This is a genomic window from Erythrobacter litoralis, from assembly GCF_029760855.1.
GTDB lineage: Bacteria > Pseudomonadota > Alphaproteobacteria > Sphingomonadales > Sphingomonadaceae > Qipengyuania > Qipengyuania litoralis_A.
In genome coordinates this window covers 1-18,761 of sequence record NZ_SOSI01000004.1, presented here as the reverse complement: position 1 = coordinate 18,761, position 18,761 = coordinate 1, and the positions used below count along the sequence as shown (strand labels likewise).

Annotated in this window: 20 protein-coding genes and 1 tRNA gene; 8 read left to right on the top strand and 13 right to left on the bottom strand. The window is 63.3% G+C overall.

Annotated elements, in window-relative coordinates; translation table 11 throughout:
• The first annotated feature begins 53 nt into the window (after positions 1-53).
• Complete coding sequence (locus tag E3U23_RS08475; RefSeq protein ID WP_279350814.1) at positions 54-782, top strand: DUF4440 domain-containing protein; 729 nt, start codon at positions 54-56, stop codon at positions 780-782.
• Between the two features lie 8 nt (positions 783-790).
• The gene (locus tag E3U23_RS08470; RefSeq protein WP_279350813.1) at positions 791-1,432 is read left to right on the top strand and encodes a MarC family protein; all 642 of its coding nucleotides are present in this window, start codon (positions 791-793) and stop codon (positions 1,430-1,432) included.
• Here E3U23_RS08470 and E3U23_RS08465 read toward each other — a convergent pair.
• Complete coding sequence (locus tag E3U23_RS08465) at positions 1,419-2,036, bottom strand: LON peptidase substrate-binding domain-containing protein (RefSeq protein ID WP_279350812.1); 618 nt, start codon at positions 2,034-2,036, stop codon at positions 1,419-1,421. The genes E3U23_RS08470 and E3U23_RS08465 overlap by 14 nt on opposite strands.
• A gap of 4 nt (positions 2,037-2,040) precedes the next feature.
• Entirely contained in the window at positions 2,041-2,967 is a 927-nt protein-coding gene (locus tag E3U23_RS08460) for a tetratricopeptide repeat protein (RefSeq protein WP_279351119.1), read from the bottom strand.
• Positions 2,968-3,151: 184 nt separating this feature from the next.
• On the opposite strand from E3U23_RS08460, the gene E3U23_RS08455 reads away from it, so the two are divergent.
• Positions 3,152-3,226: transfer RNA gene (locus E3U23_RS08455), tRNA-Gly, on the top strand.
• A 121-nt stretch (positions 3,227-3,347) separates the two neighbouring features.
• On the top strand, positions 3,348-5,543 hold the full coding sequence (locus tag E3U23_RS08450) for a TonB-dependent receptor (protein ID WP_279350811.1): 2,196 nt from the start codon (positions 3,348-3,350) through the stop codon (positions 5,541-5,543).
• 3 nt (positions 5,544-5,546) lie between these two features.
• Here the strand turns inward: E3U23_RS08450 and E3U23_RS08445 are convergent, their stop codons facing one another.
• The 8 genes from E3U23_RS08445 to E3U23_RS08415 all read right to left on the bottom strand — a co-directional run bounded on the left by E3U23_RS08445 (position 5,547) and on the right by E3U23_RS08415 (position 12,146).
• Positions 5,547-6,041, bottom strand: coding sequence for a DoxX family protein (locus E3U23_RS08445; RefSeq protein WP_279350810.1), 495 nt, complete (start codon positions 6,039-6,041; stop codon positions 5,547-5,549).
• Between the two features lie 61 nt (positions 6,042-6,102).
• Positions 6,103-7,281, bottom strand: coding sequence for a saccharopine dehydrogenase family protein (locus E3U23_RS08440; protein WP_279350809.1), 1,179 nt, complete (start codon positions 7,279-7,281; stop codon positions 6,103-6,105).
• Between the two features lie 65 nt (positions 7,282-7,346).
• On the bottom strand, positions 7,347-7,901 hold the full coding sequence (gene dcd / locus E3U23_RS08435; RefSeq protein ID WP_279350808.1) for a dCTP deaminase: 555 nt from the start codon (positions 7,899-7,901) through the stop codon (positions 7,347-7,349).
• A gap of 84 nt (positions 7,902-7,985) precedes the next feature.
• Positions 7,986-8,606, bottom strand: a complete 621-nt coding sequence (locus tag E3U23_RS08430) for a hypothetical protein (protein ID WP_279350807.1) — start codon at positions 8,604-8,606, stop codon at positions 7,986-7,988.
• A gap of 75 nt (positions 8,607-8,681) precedes the next feature.
• Positions 8,682-10,289 carry a carboxyl transferase domain-containing protein gene (locus tag E3U23_RS08425; RefSeq protein ID WP_279350806.1) on the bottom strand — a complete coding sequence of 536 codons (1,608 nt, stop codon included), beginning with the start codon at positions 10,287-10,289 and terminating at the stop codon, positions 8,682-8,684.
• Positions 10,286-10,696: a GFA family protein gene (locus E3U23_RS14345; RefSeq protein WP_431732672.1), complete on the bottom strand. Its 411-nt coding sequence runs from the start codon at positions 10,694-10,696 to the stop codon at positions 10,286-10,288. Before E3U23_RS14345 ends, E3U23_RS08425 begins: the two co-directional genes overlap by 4 nt.
• Positions 10,696-10,971 (bottom strand): hypothetical protein, encoded by a 276-nt coding sequence (locus E3U23_RS08420; protein ID WP_279350805.1) that lies wholly within the window; start codon positions 10,969-10,971, stop codon positions 10,696-10,698. The genes E3U23_RS14345 and E3U23_RS08420 overlap by 1 nt, the downstream gene beginning before the upstream one ends.
• Before the next feature lie 5 nt (positions 10,972-10,976).
• The gene (locus E3U23_RS08415; RefSeq protein ID WP_279350804.1) at positions 10,977-12,146 is read right to left on the bottom strand and encodes an acyl-CoA dehydrogenase family protein; all 1,170 of its coding nucleotides are present in this window, start codon (positions 12,144-12,146) and stop codon (positions 10,977-10,979) included.
• Positions 12,147-12,308: 162 nt separating this feature from the next.
• Here E3U23_RS08415 and E3U23_RS08410 point away from each other — a divergent pair, with 162 nt between their 5' ends.
• The 4 genes from E3U23_RS08410 to E3U23_RS08395 are packed head-to-tail and all read left to right on the top strand — an operon-like array spanning position 12,309 to position 16,586.
• On the top strand, positions 12,309-13,838 hold the full coding sequence (locus E3U23_RS08410) for a sensor histidine kinase (RefSeq protein WP_279351118.1): 1,530 nt from the start codon (positions 12,309-12,311) through the stop codon (positions 13,836-13,838).
• Positions 13,838-14,299, top strand: coding sequence for a hypothetical protein (locus E3U23_RS08405; RefSeq protein ID WP_279350803.1), 462 nt, complete (start codon positions 13,838-13,840; stop codon positions 14,297-14,299). Before E3U23_RS08410 ends, E3U23_RS08405 begins: the two co-directional genes overlap by 1 nt.
• On the top strand, positions 14,299-15,060 hold the full coding sequence (locus tag E3U23_RS08400; protein ID WP_279350802.1) for an ATP-binding cassette domain-containing protein: 762 nt from the start codon (positions 14,299-14,301) through the stop codon (positions 15,058-15,060). The genes E3U23_RS08405 and E3U23_RS08400 overlap by 1 nt, the downstream gene beginning before the upstream one ends.
• On the top strand, positions 15,060-16,586 hold the full coding sequence (locus E3U23_RS08395) for an ABC transporter permease/substrate-binding protein (RefSeq protein ID WP_279350801.1): 1,527 nt from the start codon (positions 15,060-15,062) through the stop codon (positions 16,584-16,586). The genes E3U23_RS08400 and E3U23_RS08395 overlap by 1 nt, the downstream gene beginning before the upstream one ends.
• Here the strand turns inward: E3U23_RS08395 and E3U23_RS08390 are convergent, their stop codons facing one another.
• The 3 genes from E3U23_RS08390 to lgt form a co-directional block, all read right to left on the bottom strand.
• A complete protein-coding gene (locus E3U23_RS08390; protein WP_279350800.1) occupies positions 16,587-16,997 on the bottom strand; it encodes a DUF2147 domain-containing protein in 411 nt (136 codons plus the stop codon). It lies immediately after the preceding gene.
• A gap of 60 nt (positions 16,998-17,057) precedes the next feature.
• On the bottom strand, positions 17,058-18,095 hold the full coding sequence (locus tag E3U23_RS08385; RefSeq protein WP_279350799.1) for a class I SAM-dependent methyltransferase: 1,038 nt from the start codon (positions 18,093-18,095) through the stop codon (positions 17,058-17,060).
• On the bottom strand, positions 18,092-18,761 hold a 670-nt coding region (gene lgt, locus E3U23_RS08380; RefSeq protein WP_279350798.1), incomplete at its 5' end, for a prolipoprotein diacylglyceryl transferase. The genes E3U23_RS08385 and lgt, both read right to left, overlap by 4 nt.

Here is an 18,761-nt window from a genome sequence, read left to right as displayed (position 1 = left end):
TCCCCTATCATCACACTGTCCGCCGGTGGGGCCGGGCGAACGGAGACTTCACGATGCGATCCCTATCCTACGCCATTCTCGCTGCAAGCGCTCTGTCGCTCGCCGCCTGTGCCGGGCCGAGCGACAGCCCCTTCGACCGGCAGGGCCGCTATCTCAGCACGCTCGCAGATCCCGGCAAGCTGGTCGCGACCGACATTGCCTTCTCGCGCGCCGCGCGCGACAGCGGGCAGTGGACCGCCTATCGCGAATATGCGGCGGACGATGCCGTGATGTTCGTGCCCGATGCGGTGAATGCGCGCGAATGGCTGGCGCAGCAGGAGAACCCGGCGACGCCGCTCCAATGGCAGCCACATCAAGTCTGGTCGAGCTGCGACGGAACGCTCGCGGTGACGCGCGGGGCCTGGCAGATCGGACAGAACCGCAACGGCCAGTATCTCACCGTCTGGCGGCGACAGGATGACAACAGCTACAAGTGGGTGCAGACGCAGGCCGATACGGTCGATGCGCCGTTGACCGCGCCCGACATGGTGCAGACCACAGTCGCCGATTGCGCCACGGGTGAAGAAGACCCGAGCCTTGCCTTGCAAGCCGCCAATGCCTCCGCGCAGGACCGGCGGATGCGCGGCTCCGGCCAGCTTTACGACAACTCTTCGCGCGACAACACGCTATTCCTCAACATGTTCGCCGAAGCCGACATGGCGCGCCATTGGACGCTCTACGTCATGGAAGGCGGTCAGCTGACCGAGGTACTGCGGGGCGATATCCCGGCTCCGCGCAACTGAGGGCATCGATGTCGCAGCTTTTTCTCTCCGCCTTCATCACCCTGTTCGTGGTCATCGATCCGCCCGGCTGCGCGCCGATCTATGCAGGGCTGACCAAGGGGGCGGATGCGGTGCACAGGCGCGCGATGGCGATCCGCGCCTGTCTGATCGCGGCCGCCATCCTGCTGGTATTTGCGCTGTTCGGGGAACAGTTGCTAGGCGCGCTCCACATCGATCTCGATAGCTTCCGCATCGCGGGCGGTTTGATGCTGTTCTGGATCGCGTTCGAAATGGTGTTCGAGAAGCGCACCCAGCGGCGCGAGGAGCGGGCGGAGAAAGTGGCGGCCACGCCCGAGGTGGAGGATGTTTCGGTGTTCCCCATGGCGATTCCCATGCTGGCCGGACCCGGCGCCATCGCGGCAATCATGCTGCTGATGAACGAGGCGCAGGATTTAAACGGCACGCTGATGGTGCTGGGTGCGCTTGCCAGCGTCCTCCTCATCACCATGGCGGCGCTGATCGCGGCCGGTCCCTTGATGCGGCTGTTCGGCGACAAGGTGGAGGCCGCCGTCACTCGCGTACTCGGCGTCTTGCTGGCAGCGCTGGCTGCGCAATATGTGATCGACGGCCTGCGCGGCTCGTTCAACCTCGCGCCCGCTATTGCAGCGTGACGATATGATCGCCGTCATCGTCGTCGCGAAGGGCGAAGAACTGCATCAACTGGACCATCAGCTCGCAGCGTTCGGATAAGGTGTTCGCTTCCAGCAAGGCCTGTTTCGCGGCGCTGTCGAACGGGGCGATCTGCGAGACGCCGTTGATCAGCGTTTCATCGTCGAGCTGTGCGACCGATTCCCAGTCGACCTGATAGCCCTGGATCGTCGCGAACCGGCGTGCCTCGCGTTCGAAGCCGGCTCGTTCGACGCTGGAGAGATATTCCTCCTCCGGCTCCTCGATCTTCTCGGCCTCGATCTGGCGGAACTTGGTCGTAACGTCGAGTTCGCGCAGCAGGCGGAAGCGATGCTGGCCTTCCAGAACCACGTTGTACCGTCCGTCTTCCAACGCTTCGACGTCGCCGATCTTGCCGACGCAGCCGACCGAATAGAGCGGCGCGTTCTCCCCGCCGCGCTGCGGCTGGATCATCGCGATGCGCCGATCCTTAGCGAGAGCACTGCCGACGAGATCGCGATAGCGCGGCTCGAAGATATGCAGCGGCAGTTGCAGTCCCGGAAACAGAATCGCCCCGGGGAGGGGGAAGATGGAGAGGCGTTCGCTCATCCGCTTATCCGAACAGGATGCGCGAAAGCTTGCGCCGCGTATCGACAACCCACGGGTCTTCGAGACCGACCGCGTTGAAGATGTCGATCAGTTTGGTGCGCGCCGCACCGTCATTCCATTCGCGGTCACGCTCCACCATGGCTAGCAGTTCGTCGGCCGACGTGTCGCGCTGTCCGGCAGCGAAGGCGGCTTCGGCGTAGGCAAGGCGCGCTTCCATGTCGGCAGGGTCGGCCTGCGCTTTATCGCGCAATGCGGCGAGCTCGCCGTCGTCGACCTTGTTGCCGGCGAGGTCGAGCGCGCTGCGGGCGGCCTCTAGCTGCGGATCGTTTGCAAGGGCGGGGTTCTGTTCCGCCGCGGTAATAGCGGCTTGAGCTTCATCCGTCCGGTCGGCCTGCACGAGGGCACGGATCAATCCGACCTGCGCCGCGGCATTATCGGGCGCCATCTGAACGACCTGCGAGAAGATGCCTGCGGCGCGCTCGGCATCGCCGTCGGTCAGGATCTGCTCCGCCATTTCGACGAATTGTGCGACATCCTGCTGCGGCTGTCCGCTGTCCGCCGCATCGTCGCTGCCCGCTTGGACCGGCACCTGCGCCAAGATCTGGTCGAGCGTCTGCTTCAATTGCGATTCGGTCCGGGCATTCGTTAGGTCGGCGACCGGCTGCCCCTGGAACATCGCATAGACGGTGGGGATCGATTGCACCTGGAACTGCGCGGCGATGAACTGCTCGGCATCGACGTCGATCTTTTTCAGGACGACGCCCTTGTCGGCATAGTCGGCGGCGACCTTTTCCAGCATCGGCGCCATCGCCTTGCACGGTCCGCACCAGTCGGCATAGAAATCGAGGATGACCAGCTTGGTCATCGAGGGTTCGACCACCTCGGTCTTGAACCGCTCGACGGCTTTCTGCTCGTCCATATTCAAACCCATGCTCGCCACGCGATCCGCCTTTCTGCCTGTCTTCGTCTGCCCCGCCATGTGGGCACGCCAGCCGGCAATGTGAAGCACCCTGCGGCTTGCGGCAAGGTTGCGAATTTTCGGCTTGCGGCCTTCCGGAACCGCTGCTAGTTGCGCGCCTCCCCACCGAAAGCGTGTCTTTCGGTAGCGCCAGTGAGCGGGCGTAGCTCAGGGGTAGAGCACAACCTTGCCAAGGTTGGGGTCGGGCGTTCGAATCGCCTCGCCCGCTCCATTATTCTCCGAACACATCTGAACTAGTCGTCGGTCGGGAGATGGATGTCGTTCGTCGTTCTTCGGCTAAATCAGTGATTCTTTCGGTTGACCCTTCGAATGAAACTTCTAGGGGAACCGATATGTTGTATCGTTCATCTATTCGCGCGCTGACCGGCGCTTCGATAATCGCGCTCGGTTTTACCCTCACACCCATGCTTCAGGCACAGGATGTCCCTGTTGCCGACGAAGATGCTGTAGATCAGGACGGCGAGCCCGAGACGGTGGATCTGCATGATCGACGGGTCAATTATCAAGGTCGGATCGTCGTCACCGCTTCGGGGCTGCGTGAGCTCGATCTGCTTGCCGGGACGGATGTCGTCGAAGGCGAAGAACTCCAGCGCAACCTCGACGGGCAGTTGGGCGAAGTGCTTGCAAGCCAGCCCGGCGTTTCCGCCTCGGGCTTTGCGCCCGGTGCCTCGCGGCCGATCCTGCGCGGTTTTTCCGGCGAGCGCGTGAAGGTATTGATCGACGGAATCGGCGCGATCGACGCTTCGAACACCTCCGATGACCATGCCGTCTCCATCGACCCACTGACCGCCGAAGCTATCGAGGTTCTGCGCGGTCCGGCCGTCCTTCTATACGGCAGCCAGGCGATCGGCGGTGCGGTGAACGTCATCGACAAGCGCATTCCGCGTAGACTGCCTGCGGATGGCAATATTCATGTCGATCTTCTCGCAGGCGCCGATACGGCTGCCGATCTGCGCCAGTTCGGAGGATCCGTCGATGCGCCGCTCGGTGGCGGCTTCATCGTCCATGCCGATGGATCTTGGCGTGAGACGGATGACCTTGAAGTGCCCGGCTTCACTGTCGCACCAGAATTGCGCGCCGACCTGCTTGCCGATGCGGCGGAAGAGCAGGAGGAAGGCAATCTCGACGAAGCCGACGAGCTGCGTGAAGCGGCCAATCAGCGCGGCTTCCTGCCGAACAGCGCCACCGAAACGTGGAGCGCGAATGGCGGCTTCGCTTTCTTCCGGAACGGCAGCAATATGGGCGTCTCCTTCGGCGTTTACGATACCATGTACGGCGTGCCCGGTCGGCCCGGCGCGGGCCACCATCACGGTGAAGAAGAGGGCGGCGAGGAAGAAGTCGGCGAGGAAGAAGGCGAAGAGCGCGTCAGCATCGGCCTTCGCCAGTATCGCGCCGACTTCCGCGGCGATATCGATCTGGGTACCGGATTCTTCCAGCGCCTCAAGCTACGTGCCGGCTATTCGGACTACACCCACACCGAATTCGAAGGCGACGAGGTCGGCACCGTGTTCGACGTAAGCGGTATCGAGGCGCGTGCCGAACTGGTGCAGAACCCGATCGGCGCGCTGCGGGGCTCGCTAGGCTTCCAGTATTACACGCGTGACTTCGAAGCGATCGGCGAGGAAGCGTTCATCGCGCCCAACCAGACCGACCAGTTCGCGCTTTTCGCGCTGCAGGAATATGGCGACGGTCCGATCCAGCTCGAGGGTTCGGTCCGCTACGAGAACACTTCCGTCGATAGCGCGGCGCTCGGCATCGATCGGCAGTTCGATACGTTTTCGGGCGCCGTTGGCATCGCTTACGAGCCGCTCGATGCCTTCCGTACCGGCGTCAATGTCTCGCGCGTTGCCCGTGCCCCGGCGGCGGAAGAACTCTTCGCCAACGGACCGCACATCGCGACGCAGGCCTTCGAGATTGGCGATCCTAATCTGGAAACCGAAAAGGCTTGGGGTGTCGAACTGTTCGCACGCGGCCGTCTGGGCGATGCCGAATTCAGCATTGCCGGTTTCCGCAACTGGTTCGACGACTACATCTACCTCGCGCAAACGGGTGAGGAGGAAGACGATCTCCCGGTCTACGCCTTCTTCCAGCAGGGGGCGACCTATACCGGGGTCGAGGGCCAGCTCGTCTATAACTTCATCGATACCGAGAACCTGCGGCTCGGCACCGATCTGCGCGCGGAATATGTACGCGCCGAGCTCGACGATGACACCGACGTCCCCCGTATCCCGCCGCTCGGCCTGTCGGGCGCATTGACTGCAGGGGTTGGACAGTTCGACGCGCGCGGCGAAGTCGAATGGTTCGACGATCAGACGAAGGTGGCGCCGTTCGAAACACCGACGGACGGTTTCACCTTCGTCAACGCCTCGCTGGCATGGCGTCCTTTCGAGAACAACGATGCCATCCGTCTGTTGGTCGCGGTCGACAACATCTTCGATGTGACCGGTCGCCGTGCGACGAGCTTCACCAAGGACTTCGTACCGCTCGCCGGGCGCAATTTCAGTGCCAGCATTCGCGCAAGCTTCTAGGCGTCAGATACGGTCGCCGGGCCTTTCAGGGGCACGGGTGGTCGCGGTCGTCGCGGCCTCCTCCCCCTCGACCCGGCCTTCGGCGCGGGCGGCGCGCAATTCCGCGTCGTTCGCCCGGTCGCGTTCGCGCCATGTGCCCATTTTCCCGCGCACCTGTCCGTAGGCGAACACCATCAGCAGTCCGCCGATGATTGCGAGGTTCTTCAAGGCCATGGCTGCCTGCGTCGGATCGGTAACCTCGCGGTGAAAAAACAGTGTGGCGAGGGCGGTGAAGCCGATCAGCAGGATGGCCATCATCCGCGTGGCGAAGCCGAGCGTGAGTATCACCCCCGCCGCTACCTCGAAAATACCTACGCCCAGCGCCCATGACCCGGGGAAGGGCGACGACGCATTCATCATCTTCGCCGTGGATGCCGGATCGAATATCTTCGTCGCGCCCGAAAGCACGAACAGGATCGCAATCAGGATCCGCCCGATGATGCCTGCCAATGTCGCCATAACGCACCCTCCATTTTATTATTCTAATGAAGGTTAAGTCGGACAGGTGGCTTCCGGTTCCTCAGCCCTCCACTTCGAAAGTGATTGCGCCGCGCTTTCGCAACCGTTCCACGAGGTCCTCGCCGAGGAACGCGCCCGGCGTTCCGCAACCGCCCGGCCCGTCGCTTCGGAGCAGCGCCATCCCAGTCTCGCCGAGCATCCGGCTGGTGGAACCGTAACCCGGATCGTAGCGCCCCTTTACGGCATATTGCAGCCGATCGCCGGTCGGCCATTCGCCGACAAAAACAATATCGTAAAAGCCGTTCTCACGCTCTTCGGCATTCGGCCCCTCGCCGGGCTTGGGCGGTTTCGCGCCGAACGGGTTCTTCATGAGCTTGACCGCGGCATCGGCCGCCGCTCGGCCGGCATCGCCGGGGCTGGTGAGCATCATCTCGTCGTAACGGAAATCGGTGCCGTACGGATGGTTGAGCAGGAAATTGGTGCGGTGGACGTTCTTGGTGTTGATCGGTGCCATTACGAAAGGCGCGGCCCATTTGCCGAGGTCGTCTTCGTAATGCGGGATCATGCCGTTCGGCTGGTCCGGCCCTTCAAAACCGGGCGTCAGCGCGAAGGGATCGTTCAGCAGTCCGACAATGCGCGGACTTGTCGCCGCCGCCTTCAGCGTGGCGGTGAGGCTGGCCGCCGTGCCGCCCGAAAAGGTTCCCTTCGAGCCGCGCACCCTCCCGCGAACGCGCGGCGCAGGGGCACCGAAGCGCGCCTTGCCCTCTTTCTGAAGCATCAGGACGCCGAGATCGAAGGGAATGGAATCGAAGCCGGAGGAAAAGCAGATACGCGCGCCGCTTTGTTTCGCCGTGTCGTGATGCTGCGCGATTTTGTCGTGCATCCAAGCGGGTTCGCCGCACAGATCGGCATAGTCGGTGCCGATCTTCGCGCAGGCAGCGACCAGCGCATCGCCGTGAATTTGATACGGGCCGACGGTGGACAGGACGACCCGGGTCCGCTCGCACATCTGTTCGAGAGCAGCGGGATCTTCGGCATTCGCCACGATCATCGGCGTCGTATCGGGCGCGCCGATCTCGCGGCGGACGGCGGCGAGCTTGTCTTCGCTGCGTCCCGCCATCGCCCATTTCGGCCCATCGTCGCTCGAGGCGTATTCGCGAACGAAATGCTCTGCCACGAGCCTGCCGGTAAAGCCGGTCGCCCCGAAGACGATAATGTCGAATTCCCGTTCCTCTGCCATGCGCATGCTCCTTTTCGCGCCGTTATGTGCGCGCGGGCAGCAGCCGTGTCAAAGGCGGGCGCGCCTCAAAGCCGGGGAAGCGTCACGCCGCGCTGGCCCATATACTTGCCCGCCCGATCTGCATAGGTGACTTCGGGTCGCTCGTTGCCCTGCAGGAAAAGGAACTGGCACGCGCCTTCGTTGGCATAGATTTTCGCAGGCAGTGGGGTGGTGTTCGAAAATTCGAGCGTGACGTGCCCTTCCCAACCGGGTTCAAGCGGCGTGACGTTCACGATGATGCCGCAGCGGGCATAGGTGCTCTTGCCAAGGCAGATGACCAGCACGTCTTCCGGCACGCGGAAATATTCGACCGTGCGGGCGAGGGCGAAGCTGTTGGGCGGAATGATGCAGACATCGGTCTTGCGATCGACCAGGCTGTCGCCATCGAAATCCTTTGGATCGACTACGGCGGAATTGACGTTGGTGAAAATCTTGAACTCGTCCGCTACGCGCGCGTCATAACCGAAGGAGGAGAGGCCGTAGCTGATTGCGCCGTCGCGCTGCTGCCGGTCGACGAAGGGCTCGATCATCGCGCGGGTGGTCGCCGCTTCGCGGATCCATTTGTCTGAGAGAATCGCCATGAGGCTACGTTCGGCGAACGCGGTGGACCGGGCAAGCAGCGGGGATACGATTATCCCCCTCCGCGCGTTTATGGGAAACCAAACCTAATCGGTACGATGTGTTGTCGCAGGGCGTGAAGCCGCTTCAGGTTTTACCGGACGGTCTTCCGCATATCCGTGATCGTCATGCGTGTCGTCGTCGGTCCCGATCAGATCCTTGAACAGGTTCTCGTAATGGTTGAACCCGCGGCGCAATTCCTCGGTCGTCGCTTCCCCCGAGCGTCGGGCAATCTCATGGCCGGCGAGGTAATGTTTCGCCACGTCCTGATGCTCGACGGTAAGGTCTCCGTGCCGACGTTCGAAATCGCCCATCGGATATCCGCGATCGTCCATCATGTTGGTGATGATCCGATCGCCGCGCGCGACCGCCTCGACCGGGCTATCGACGAACAACGCCTTGGTTTCGGTCCAGTCGGCGGAATACCGCATCCGCTCGTTCGGCGAAAGCGGACGGATTTCCAGGCTTTTCACGCGTTCCTGCCGGTCTAGCAGTTCCGCTTCGGCATCGCGGCGGCCGCCCTTGGTCTCGACCGTGCGGTCGTATTCCTCGCCGAAACTTTCCCGCAGGCGCTGCGACTTGCGGCGTTGCACGACCAGCCAGACGATGAGCGCGATGATAACGACAACGATCGCGACGATGGCAATCGTGGTTTCCTGGTTCTGCATCGCACTCTCCTTGGCGGTCCGGATAACTTTTGAAGTCAAATGCGCCGAGGGAGGGGGCGTTCCTGCGCCGCCAGCCTACATCCGGAAAACTCCGAAGGCCGGGCGCTCGGGGATCGGTGCTTCGAGCGTGGCTGCAAAGGCGAGGCCGAGGACGTCGCGGGTCTGCACCGGGTCGATCACGCCGTCGTCCCACAGGCGGGCGGTGGCATAATAGGGATTGCCCTCGTCCTCGTATTTCTGGCGGATCGGGGCCTTGAATTCCTCTGCCTGTTCTTCGGTCCAGCTATCGGCATCGCGGTGGACGGTGGCGAGCACCGATGCCGCCTGCTCGCCGCCCATCACCGAAATGCGGGCATTGGGCCAGGTGAACAGGAACCGCGGAGAGTAGGCGCGGCCGGCCATGCCGTAATTACCGGCGCCGAAGCTGCCCCCGATGACCACGGTGATCTTCGGCACGGTCGCGGTGGCGACGGCGGTGACGAGCTTCGCACCGTGCTTGGCGATGCCTTCCGCCTCGTATTTCCCGCCGACCATGAAGCCAGAGATATTTTGCAGGAACAGCAGCGGAATGCGCCGCTGGCAAGCGAGTTCGATGAAATGTGCGCCTTTCTGCGCGGATTCCGAGAACAGCACGCCGTTATTGGCCAGGATCGCAACCGGCATGCCCCAGATATGGGCGAATCCGCAGACCAGCGTGCTGCCGTATTGCGCCTTGAACTCGTGAAATTCGCTGCCATCGACCAGCCGGGCGATGACCTCATGCACGTCGTAGGGCGCGCGGACGTCCTCCGGGATGAGCGCATAGAGATCGTCGGCGTCGAACTTGGGCGAACGGGGCTCGCGCAGCTTCACGCCGGCCGCGGCGCCGGTGTTTTCACCCAGATGGCTGATGATATCGCGCACGATGGTGAGCGCGTGTTCGTCGTTCTCGGCCAAATGATCGACTACGCCCGATTTCTTCGCGTGGAGGTCGCCGCCGCCAAGGTCCTCGGCGCTGATCTCCTCGCCCGTCGCAGCCTTCACCAGCGGTGGTCCGGCGAGGAAGATCGTGCCTTGATTGCGCACGATCACCGTCTCGTCGGACATGGCGGGGACATAGGCGCCGCCCGCCGTGCAGCTGCCCATCACGCAGGCGATCTGCGGGATGCCGAGCGACGACATCTGCGCCTGGTTGAAGAAGATGCGCCCGAAATGATCGCGGTCGGGAAAGACCTCGGCCTGATAAGGCAGGTTCGCCCCGCCGCTGTCGACGAGGTAGATGCAGGGGAGGCGGTTCTCCTGCGCGATCTCCTGTGCACGCAAATGCTTCTTGACCGTCATCGGGTAGTAGCTGCCGCCCTTCACCGTGGCATCGTTGGCAGCGATCATGACCTGCCGCCCGCTGACTCGCCCGATCCCGGCGATGATCGAGGCGCCGTTGACGTCGCCCTCGTACATTCCGTTCGCGGCAAGCTGCCCGATCTCGAGGAACGGGCTACCCGGATCGAGCAGCCGTTCGACCCGCTCACGGGGAAGCAGCTTGCCGCGGCTGACATGCTTCTCGCGGTGCCGCTCCGGCCCACCGAGCGCCGCCTCGGCAACCTTGTCGCGCAGGTCTTGAGCTAGAGACTGGTTATGCTCAAAACGCGCCTTGGCATCGGGCGCGTCGCGGTCGAGTTGGGATGTGAGGGTGGGGGCAGTCATGCTGTCTCTTCGTTAAGGTTTGCCAAGCATTCCGTGAGTGGTTTCAACCAAACGAGCGCGTTCTCTTCAAACTGCTGCTCGATTGAAGCCGGCATCGGAAATTCATCGATGAGTCCCGCCCGCAGCCGCAATTGGCCGGGTCGATAGTTTCGACGGCTATAGACCGGCGCTCCGCACCGAGAACAAAATGCCCTGAACTTATCGGGCGAACTTTCGTGCTCGGAAAGGGCGTCCTTTGCCAGCCACTCGACTTGCGTTTCCTGCACCGGCACAACCGGTTGAAAATAGCTCCCATTCGCGTGTCGACATTGACGGCAATGACAGATTACTACGCCATCGTAGGGCGGCCGGAGACGGTATCGCGTTGCCCCGCAAAGGCAGCGCGCTTCGAGAGGTGCAGCGCTCATCAGGTTTCCGCATCCGGCTCGGGCGGCGCTCCCGCGAGAAGATAGCGGTAGACGCCAATCGCATTGATGATGAGCAGCCCGATATTCTGATAGCCGATGCCTTCGCTTTCTGCGTTGAGGAAACCCCAAGCTATCAAAGCGATGGAACTGGTTACGAATACGACAAACGCCCACCCGGTCGGCCTGACGCCGAGGTTAAGCGAGACGACAAGGGCCGCCAGCAGCGCCGCTCCGGCCCCGTAATATTGCAGGATAGTGAGAAGCGTTTGACTCATTCCGCCTAACCGGCCGCCCCGATCAGCTCGCGCCCGATCAGCATCCGCCGTATTTCGTTCGTGCCCGCGCCGATATCCAGCAGCTTGGCATCGCGCATGTAGCGTTCGACCGGCCAGTCGAGCGTGTAGCCTGCGCCGCCCAGGGCCTGCACCGCCTCGGCCGCCACGCGGAAGGCATTCTCGCTCGCCAGCAGGATCGCGCCGGCTGCGTCGAAGCGCGTGGTCTTGTCCGCATCGCACGCCTTGGCGACCGCATAGGTATAGGCGCGCGCCGATTGCAGCGCGACATACATGTCCGCCACCTTCGCCTGCATTAGCTGGAATGAGCCGAGCGGCTTCCCGAACTGGGTGCGCTCGCGAAGATAGGGGATGACCGTGTCGAGGCACGCCTGCATCACGCCCAGCTGCAATCCGGCGAGCACCACGCGCTCGTAATCGAGCCCGCTCATCAACACGCCGACTCCGCCGTTTTCCGGCCCCATCACGTTCTCTTCCGGCACGAAGCAATCGTCGAACACGATTTCGCTAGTGGGCGAGCCGCGCATGCCGACCTTCTCGATTTTCTGGCCGATGGAAAAACCGTCGAAATCCTTTTCGATGAGGAAGGTGGTGATCCCCCGGCTCTTCGCTTCGGGATCGGTCTTGCCGTAGACGACCAGTGTATCGGCGAACGGCGCATTGGTGATCCAGAACTTCGTGCCGTTCAGCACATAGCCGCCATCGACCTTCTCGGCCTTCATCTTCATCGAGACGACATCCGATCCGGCGCTCGCCTCGCTCATGGCAAGGCTGCCGACATGTTCGCCGCTGATGAGTTTCGGCAGATATTTCGCCTTCTGCGCTTCGTTGCCCCAGCGCGCGATCTGGTTGACGCACAGATTGGAGTGCGCGCCATAACTGAGGCCAACGGAGGCGCTCGCGCGGCTGACTTCCTCGACCGCGATGACGTGTTCCAGATAGCCGAGACCGAGCCCACCATCCGCCTCGCTCACCGTGATGCCGTGCAAGCCTAGCTCGCCCATCGCGGGCCACAATTCGGCCTTTGGAAACCAGTCCTCCCGGTCGACCTTCTCGGCCAGCGGGGCGATCTGTTCGTCGGCGAAGCGGCCGGTGGTCTCGCGGATCATCTTGGCGGTTTCGCCGAGCTGAAAATCGAATTCGGGGGTCGCGCGCATGCTCTCTCCTGCTGCGGCTCTGTTGATATACCGAGCGCGATAGCGAAGCGGCGGCGCGCGGGCAAACGGGCAATTTCCCGCTTCCGGTCGATATTGCGACGGCATCGAAATGCGAAAGGCTTGGAAATGCGAAACGCTTCGCTTATCCGGTTGCCCTTGGACATGCCTTTTGAACTCAAACCGTTATGGCCGGCGCACACCGGGCCCGACCCAGCCATGTGCGGGGAAAGCGATCGCCTGTCGGTGATGGCATCCTACGGGCTCGACGCGCTTACGGGCGACGACGAGCTCCAACGCATTGTCGAATTTTCGGCAAAACTATGCGCCGCGCCGATCGCCTTTGTCAGCCTCGTCGAAGAGGAGCGGCAGCGGTTCCTCGCCCGGGCTGGCCTCGACGAAACCGAAACGCCGCGGGCGACGAGCTTCTGTGCGCACGCCATGCTCGAATCCGAGACGATGGTTGTGCCCGATGCGACGGAGGATCCGCGCTTCAGCGGCAATCCCCTCGTAACCGGCCATCCGAATATACGGTTCTATGCGGGCGCACCGCTGGTTTCGGCGGAAGGCGCACCGCTCGGATCTTTGTGTATCATCGATACCGAGCCCCGCCCGCAGGGATTGACCGAGCTTCAGCTGGAGGGTCTCGAAGTGCTGGCGCGCGGCGTCATGCAACGCTTGCTGACCGAACGGCAGGACCGCGCGGCGATGCAGGCGATAAAGCAGCGCGAGCAGGAATTGCGGCACATGCTCGACAGCGTACCGGGAATCGCATGGTCCGCCCGGTCGAACGGAGTGTTCGACATGTTCAACGCCCGCTGGGAAGAACTGACGGGCGCGAAGCCGCCTCTAAACGCCGAAGAATGGCGCCCGTTTCTCCATCCGGAGGATTGGGACGATGCGCTCGCGGTATGGGAAAAGGCGTTCGCCGAAAGCACGCTTTATGGTGACGAATACCGGTTGAAGCACGCTGACGGCACGTATCGCTGGGTCCTCGCACGCGCCGTTCCCGTTCTACAGGAAGGCGGCGCGGAGACGCGCTGGTTCGGCACGGCTGTGGATGTCGACGAGGCGCATCGCCAGTCCGACGCGCGCGAACTGCTGGCCAGTGAATTGTCGCACCGGATCAAGAACATCTTCGCGGTGGTATCCAGTCTGATTTCCATGCGCGCGCGTAACCACGACGATGTGCAGGCCTTCGCAACCGACATCACCGAAACCATCCGCTCGCTCGGCATTGCGCACGATTTCGTGCGGCCGGTCGACGGGCGCAGCGCCGATAGCCTGAAGGCCATGCTGCGCGAACTGGTCGCGCCTTACCAGAACGGCGATTCGACCCGTATTAGGGTGAAGGGAGAATCGCTGCCGATCGGTTCCAAAGCCGCTACGCCGCTGGCTTTGGTGTTTCACGAACTTGCCACTAACTCAGCGAAATACGGCGCACTTTCGCATAACGAGGGTACGGTCGAGATCGCCATCAATCCGGAATGCAACGATGATGGCAATCTTTGCTTTTCCTGGAGCGAGGACAGTCCGAACTTTGTTTCGCCCGACGATGGAGCGGCTAAGGGTTTCGGGTCGCGCCTGATCGATCTTGCTATTCGAAGCCAGCTGCGCGGAGACTTCGACCGGACCTATACCGAGAAGGGCCTGCACGTCGAAATCGCCGTGCCTATCGAAACGGTGTCCGCCTGATGCGGCGGGTCGCTTCGGTCCTCGTCTTGATGCTGGCTGCCTGCTCTTCTCCGCAGGACCCGGCGCCCGCGGCAAGCGGAACGAGCGAGCAGGCCGAAGCTGCCGTGCCACAAACCTCGAGCGCGCCGGACCAGTTTTCCGGGACCGCGTGGCGTGCAATCGCGGAAGACGGCGCTCGCTACACCACCTATTTCGATCCGGGTGGGCGGTATCGCGACCTGCGCAATGGTGAACCGTGGCAGGAAGGGTCATGGGCCTTCAACGACGTAGACGGAAGGCAGATTTGCTTCACGCCGGATGGCGAGAATACGCGGGAGACGTGCTGGGAGCCTGGCGCGATGGACGGCGAGGCGCTGTTCGCCAGCAACGAAACGCAGCGCATCCGGTTGGAGCGGGTCGATTACAGTGCGCCTGAGGTGCCGGAAGACGACCCGGTCGAGGACGCCGAAGCGCCGGCGTGATGGGGGCCGGCGCCCCGAAAATCGCGTTTCGCGATGTACGCAAATCCTACGGCGACACGGAGGCGGTTCGCGGCGTCACGCTGGACATAGGACAAGACGAGTTCGTCGCCCTGGTCGGCGCATCGGGATCAGGCAAATCGACTTTGCTCAAGACCGTCAACCGCCTGATCGAACCAAGCGCCGGCACGGTTTTTCTCGACGGACGAGAGGCAGGTGCCTTCGCGCCGTACGATCTCAGGCGCAGGATCGGTTACGTGTTCCAGTCCATCGGGCTGTTCCCGCACATGACGGTGGCCGAGAACATCGCTATCGGCCCGCGCCTATCTGGCGAGCGGCTGCCTGATGCGCGAATCGCAGAATTGCTGGACTTGGTCGATCTTGACCCTGTGTTGGCTAACCGCATGCCGGATGCGCTGTCGGGCGGACAGCGCCAGCGGGTCGGCGTGGCGCGAGCCCTGGCAGGCGAGGCGAAGCTGCTGATCATGGACGAGCCCTTCGGCGCGCTCGATCCCGTCACGCGCGATGCACTGGGCGACCGGGTGCGCGACCTTCATGACCGGCTCGATCTCACTACGCTGATGGTGACGCACGATATGGCCGAAGCTCTGTTGCTGGCGGACCGCGTGCTGGTGATGGATGATGGGCGGATCGTCGCGGACGATACGCCGAAAGCGCTTCTTTCAGGCGAGGGCGGCCCGGTGGCGCAGCAACTGGTCGAAGTGCCGCGCCATCAGGCACGGCGGCTGGCGGGGATCGGCTGATGGGCGGGTTCTGGTCCGCGCTGCTCGATCAGGGCGATACCTTGACGGCGCATGTCGTTCTTTCGGCGGCGGCCATTGCGCTCGGCATTCTCGTCGCGCTGCCGCTGGCCGTCTGGGCGAGCCGCAGCCGGACGGTGGCGCGCCTTGCGCTCGGCTTCGCGAGCCTGGTGCAGACGATCCCGGCGCTGGCGCTTCTGGCGCTGTTCTTCCCGATCCTGCTGAGCCTGCGGGCCGTTTTCGGCGAAGGGCTGCCGACCCTCGGATTCCTGCCCGCTTTGCTTGCCCTGTCGCTTTATGCCCTGCTTCCGATCCTGCGCAATGCGGTGACGGCGCAGGCGAACCTCGATGCAGGCGTGATCGAGGCGGCGGATGGGATGGGGATGACGTTTGCACAGCGTCTGCGGCTGGTCGAGGCGCCGCTTGCCGCGCCGTACATCATGGCCGGCATCCGTACGGCTGCGGTGTGGACGATCGGGGCGGCAACGCTCGCGACTACAATAGGACAGAAGAGCCTCGGCGACCCCATTTTTGCCGGGCTGCAAACCCAGAACTGGGCCTTGGTGCTGTCCGGATGCGTGGCGAGTGCGGGCTTGGCGTTAGTTGCCGACTTGCTGTTGGGCGTGGTCGAGCGCGGATTTCGCGAACGACGCAAACCGGTCTGGGCAGGCGGCATGATCGTCGCGGCGCTCGGCGTCACTGCTGCGCTGGTCGCGCAGTTCGGAGCGCAACGAAGCGACACGGTGGTGATCGGTGCGAAGACCTTCTCGGAGCAATACGTGCTCGCCCGTCTGATCGGGCAGCAGCTGGAAGGCGAAGGCTTCGCGGTGGAATATCGCGACGGATTGGGTTCGGCGGTTGCGCATAGCGCGGCGGCGAGCGGGGCGATCGATATCTATGTCGATTACACCGGCACGATATGGGCGAACCAGATGGGCCGGACCGACAATCCCGGGCGCGATGCGATGTACGAGGCGATCGCTGCGTGGGAGCGCGATGCAGGCGGGGCCCGCGTGTTCGGCAAGCTGGGGTTCGAGAATGCCTACGGCTTCGCCATGCGGCGGGACCGGGCGCAGGCGCTCGCCGTGGAAAGCCTGGCCGACCTGGCCGGCACATCCTCCAGCCTGACCATGGGCGGCGACCCCGAATTCTTCGAGCGGCCGGAATGGATTTCGGTCCGCGGCGCCTATGGTCTGCGTTTTGCGAACCTGCGCAATTTCTCGCCCACCTTCATGTACAACGCCCTGCAATCGGGCGAGGCGGACGTGATCAGCGCCTACACCTCCGATGGCCGGATCGCAGCGGACGATCTCGTCATCCTCGCGGATCCCGAAGGCGCCCTGCCGAGCTACGATGCCGTCCTGATGCTCAGCGAACGGGCGGCCGGGAATGAGCGGTTGACGGCGGCGCTGCGTCCGCTTCTGGATTCGATTTCGGTCGAGGCGATGCGGCGGGCGAACTATTCGGTCGACCGGGCGGAGAACAAACTTAGCTTCGACGAAGCCGCGCGGGAATTGGCGCGCGACTGATCAACCCGCGCGGCGCCAGATCTGCGTCTGGCAGAACGGGCCGAGGCAGCCTTTCACCTCGAGCGTATTGCCCTTGCGCCGAATGACCGAACGGTACGTCTTGCCGCCCTTCGGATCGTAAATCTCGCCGCGCCACAGATCGCTCTCTTCGGTGAAGCCGGTAAGCACCGGCATGCCCAGCAGTTTGCGCGAGCGCAGCTTGGGATTGGAATTGTTCACATCGCGCTGGCCAGCGCCCTGGGGCGGGGCTTTCAGAAACTTGGTGATCTTGCCGCACGTCGAACTGCCGCAGTCACCGATGGTGATCACGGCATCTTTTTCTTCGGTGATCCAGCGTCCGTCGATCGGGTCGGCCGCGAATGCGGGGGATGCGAGGGCCAGCAAGGCGAGGGCGGCGAGAGTTTTCTTCATACGATCTTTTCCCGATAGTGTGCGCAATGTGTCGCACAATTTCGCTGGATGGCAAATGAACTAGGTGAATCCGGAAGGCTGTGGCCAATCGTTTGCAGTGACGGCAATTACCTTGAACAGGGCGCCCATCTCGTCGTGCGCCGTCAGGCGCCGGTATGCTGTGGCAACGTCCTGCGCTTGCTCCGGCGTCGCCTCGGCGAGCATCCGGGCGCGCTGACCCATGCCGAGCGCATTCAGCCATGCGCCCTGTTCGGCAGTCTTGCCGATCAAACCGACCTCAGCGGCGATCTCCGCCAGCATCGCGAAATCCACATGGGCGGTGAGGTCCATCTCGCCGGGTGCATCGAACACACCGACCTTTTCATGGCGTTTCACGGCCTGAAGCGTCGACCCGGTACGAGCGTCGAGATGCCCGTAATCGATCGCCAGCATCGCGCCGCCCTGCTTCGCGATGCGTTCGCACAGGTCGCGCCACAGGGCCGCTGCCGATGGGTTCGTCTCGAGGATCGTTCCTACCTCGGCATCCTGCATCGAAAGGGGCACTGCTTCGTCCATCGGCTTGGTGCCGCTTTCGAAATGCAGGGCGCCGTCCTTCAAGCCGACCATGCGTTCGCGCCATCCTTCCTCGGTCCGGACCAGTTGGCGGACCGGCAAGGCATCGAAGAATTCATTGGCGACGATGAGAAGCGGGCGATTGTCCGGCAGGTCGTCCACCCCGTCATGAAAAACCGCAGCAACGCGCTTCGCCTGTTCGGCGCGAAGGGCCGGAGATCCTTCGACGAGACGCATATCGGCGGCAAGGCCCTGCGATGCCATGGCGCGCCGCGCATCCGCCGCCAGCGTGCCTCGTCCAGGGCCGAGTTCGGCATAGGCGACTTGCTCTGGCCGCCCCGCACGTTGCCACAGGTCTGCGCACCACAGCCCTATCATCTCGCCGAACATCTGGCTGATTTCGGGCGCGGTCACGAAATCGCCCGCCGCACCCAGCGGATCGCGCGCGGCGTAATAGAGCGCGTTACTCTCGCCCATATATTGCGCGACCGGGATCGGGCCGAACTGGCGGATCAGCCTTACGAACCGGTCGGCCCCGTCGGTCATGCCGGGTGCGGCGCGCCGGTTCGCGTTCCCCCGACGGGCGGGCGGATCAGGGCGTAAGCCATCACCGCGATGCCCACCGCGATCATCGGCAGGCTGAGCCACTGGCCCATCGAAAGGCCGGTCTGCGCCGTGAAATCGGCCAGCTGTGCGTCGGGCTGGCGGAAGAATTCGTTGACGAAGCGGCCGAGCCCCATGCCAACGGTGAAGATGCCGACCAACAAGCCGGGCCGATAACGGGCGCGGGTCTTCCAGAAGAGGCTCATCACCAGAATAGCGAGCAAGAGGCCCTCGAAGCCCGCCTGATAGAGCTGGCTGGGGTGTCGCGCCACATCGCCGCCGCCGGGGAACACCATCGCCCACGACACGTCGCTCGGCCGGCCCCACAGCTCACCATTGATGAAATTTGCGATCCGGCCAAGCATATAGGCCATTGGCACGTTGACCGATATGTAGTCGCAAATGCGCAGCCAGTTGAGATTGCCACGCCATGCGACCCAGGTGATCGCCAGGAGCACCCCGATTACTCCGCCGTGGAAACTCATTCCGCCGTCCCACAGGCGAAGCAGGTCCCAACTAACGGTTTCGGTGGGGGTGAAATTGGTGAAGAGGCTCGGCTGGTCGCTGTCGCCGCCGGTGTAGAAAGCGGCATAGCCCAGCCGCCCGCCG

Excerpts from the sequence above, each read along its gene's own strand:
- dcd (WP_279350808.1), bottom strand. The coding sequence starts at position 7,901 with ATGGCGATTCTCTCAGACAAATGGATCCGCGAAGCGGCGACCACCCGC.
- E3U23_RS08430 (WP_279350807.1), bottom strand. The coding sequence starts at position 8,606 with ATGCAGAACCAGGAAACCACGATTGCCATCGTCGCGATCGTTGTCGTT.
- E3U23_RS08405 (WP_279350803.1), top strand. The coding sequence starts at position 13,838 with ATGCGGCGGGTCGCTTCGGTCCTCGTCTTGATGCTGGCTGCCTGCTCT.
- E3U23_RS08470 (WP_279350813.1), top strand. The coding sequence starts at position 791 with ATGTCGCAGCTTTTTCTCTCCGCCTTCATCACCCTGTTCGTGGTCATC.
- E3U23_RS08400 (WP_279350802.1), top strand. The coding sequence starts at position 14,299 with ATGGGGGCCGGCGCCCCGAAAATCGCGTTTCGCGATGTACGCAAATCC.
- E3U23_RS14345 (WP_431732672.1), bottom strand. The coding sequence starts at position 10,696 with ATGAGCGCTGCACCTCTCGAAGCGCGCTGCCTTTGCGGGGCAACGCGA.
- E3U23_RS08385 (WP_279350799.1), bottom strand. The coding sequence starts at position 18,095 with ATGACCGACGGGGCCGACCGGTTCGTAAGGCTGATCCGCCAGTTCGGC.
- E3U23_RS08445 (WP_279350810.1), bottom strand. The coding sequence starts at position 6,041 with ATGGCGACATTGGCAGGCATCATCGGGCGGATCCTGATTGCGATCCTG.
- E3U23_RS08460 (WP_279351119.1), bottom strand. The coding sequence starts at position 2,967 with ATGGGTTTGAATATGGACGAGCAGAAAGCCGTCGAGCGGTTCAAGACC.
- E3U23_RS08415 (WP_279350804.1), bottom strand. The coding sequence starts at position 12,146 with ATGCGCGCGACCCCCGAATTCGATTTTCAGCTCGGCGAAACCGCCAAG.
- E3U23_RS08395 (WP_279350801.1), top strand. The coding sequence starts at position 15,060 with ATGGGCGGGTTCTGGTCCGCGCTGCTCGATCAGGGCGATACCTTGACG.
- E3U23_RS08410 (WP_279351118.1), top strand. The coding sequence starts at position 12,309 with ATGCCTTTTGAACTCAAACCGTTATGGCCGGCGCACACCGGGCCCGAC.
- E3U23_RS08390 (WP_279350800.1), bottom strand. The coding sequence starts at position 16,997 with ATGAAGAAAACTCTCGCCGCCCTCGCCTTGCTGGCCCTCGCATCCCCC.
- E3U23_RS08475 (WP_279350814.1), top strand. The coding sequence starts at position 54 with ATGCGATCCCTATCCTACGCCATTCTCGCTGCAAGCGCTCTGTCGCTC.
- E3U23_RS08450 (WP_279350811.1), top strand. The coding sequence starts at position 3,348 with ATGTTGTATCGTTCATCTATTCGCGCGCTGACCGGCGCTTCGATAATC.
- E3U23_RS08465 (WP_279350812.1), bottom strand. The coding sequence starts at position 2,036 with ATGAGCGAACGCCTCTCCATCTTCCCCCTCCCCGGGGCGATTCTGTTT.
- E3U23_RS08440 (WP_279350809.1), bottom strand. The coding sequence starts at position 7,281 with ATGGCAGAGGAACGGGAATTCGACATTATCGTCTTCGGGGCGACCGGC.
- E3U23_RS08420 (WP_279350805.1), bottom strand. The coding sequence starts at position 10,971 with ATGAGTCAAACGCTTCTCACTATCCTGCAATATTACGGGGCCGGAGCG.
- E3U23_RS08425 (WP_279350806.1), bottom strand. The coding sequence starts at position 10,289 with ATGACTGCCCCCACCCTCACATCCCAACTCGACCGCGACGCGCCCGAT.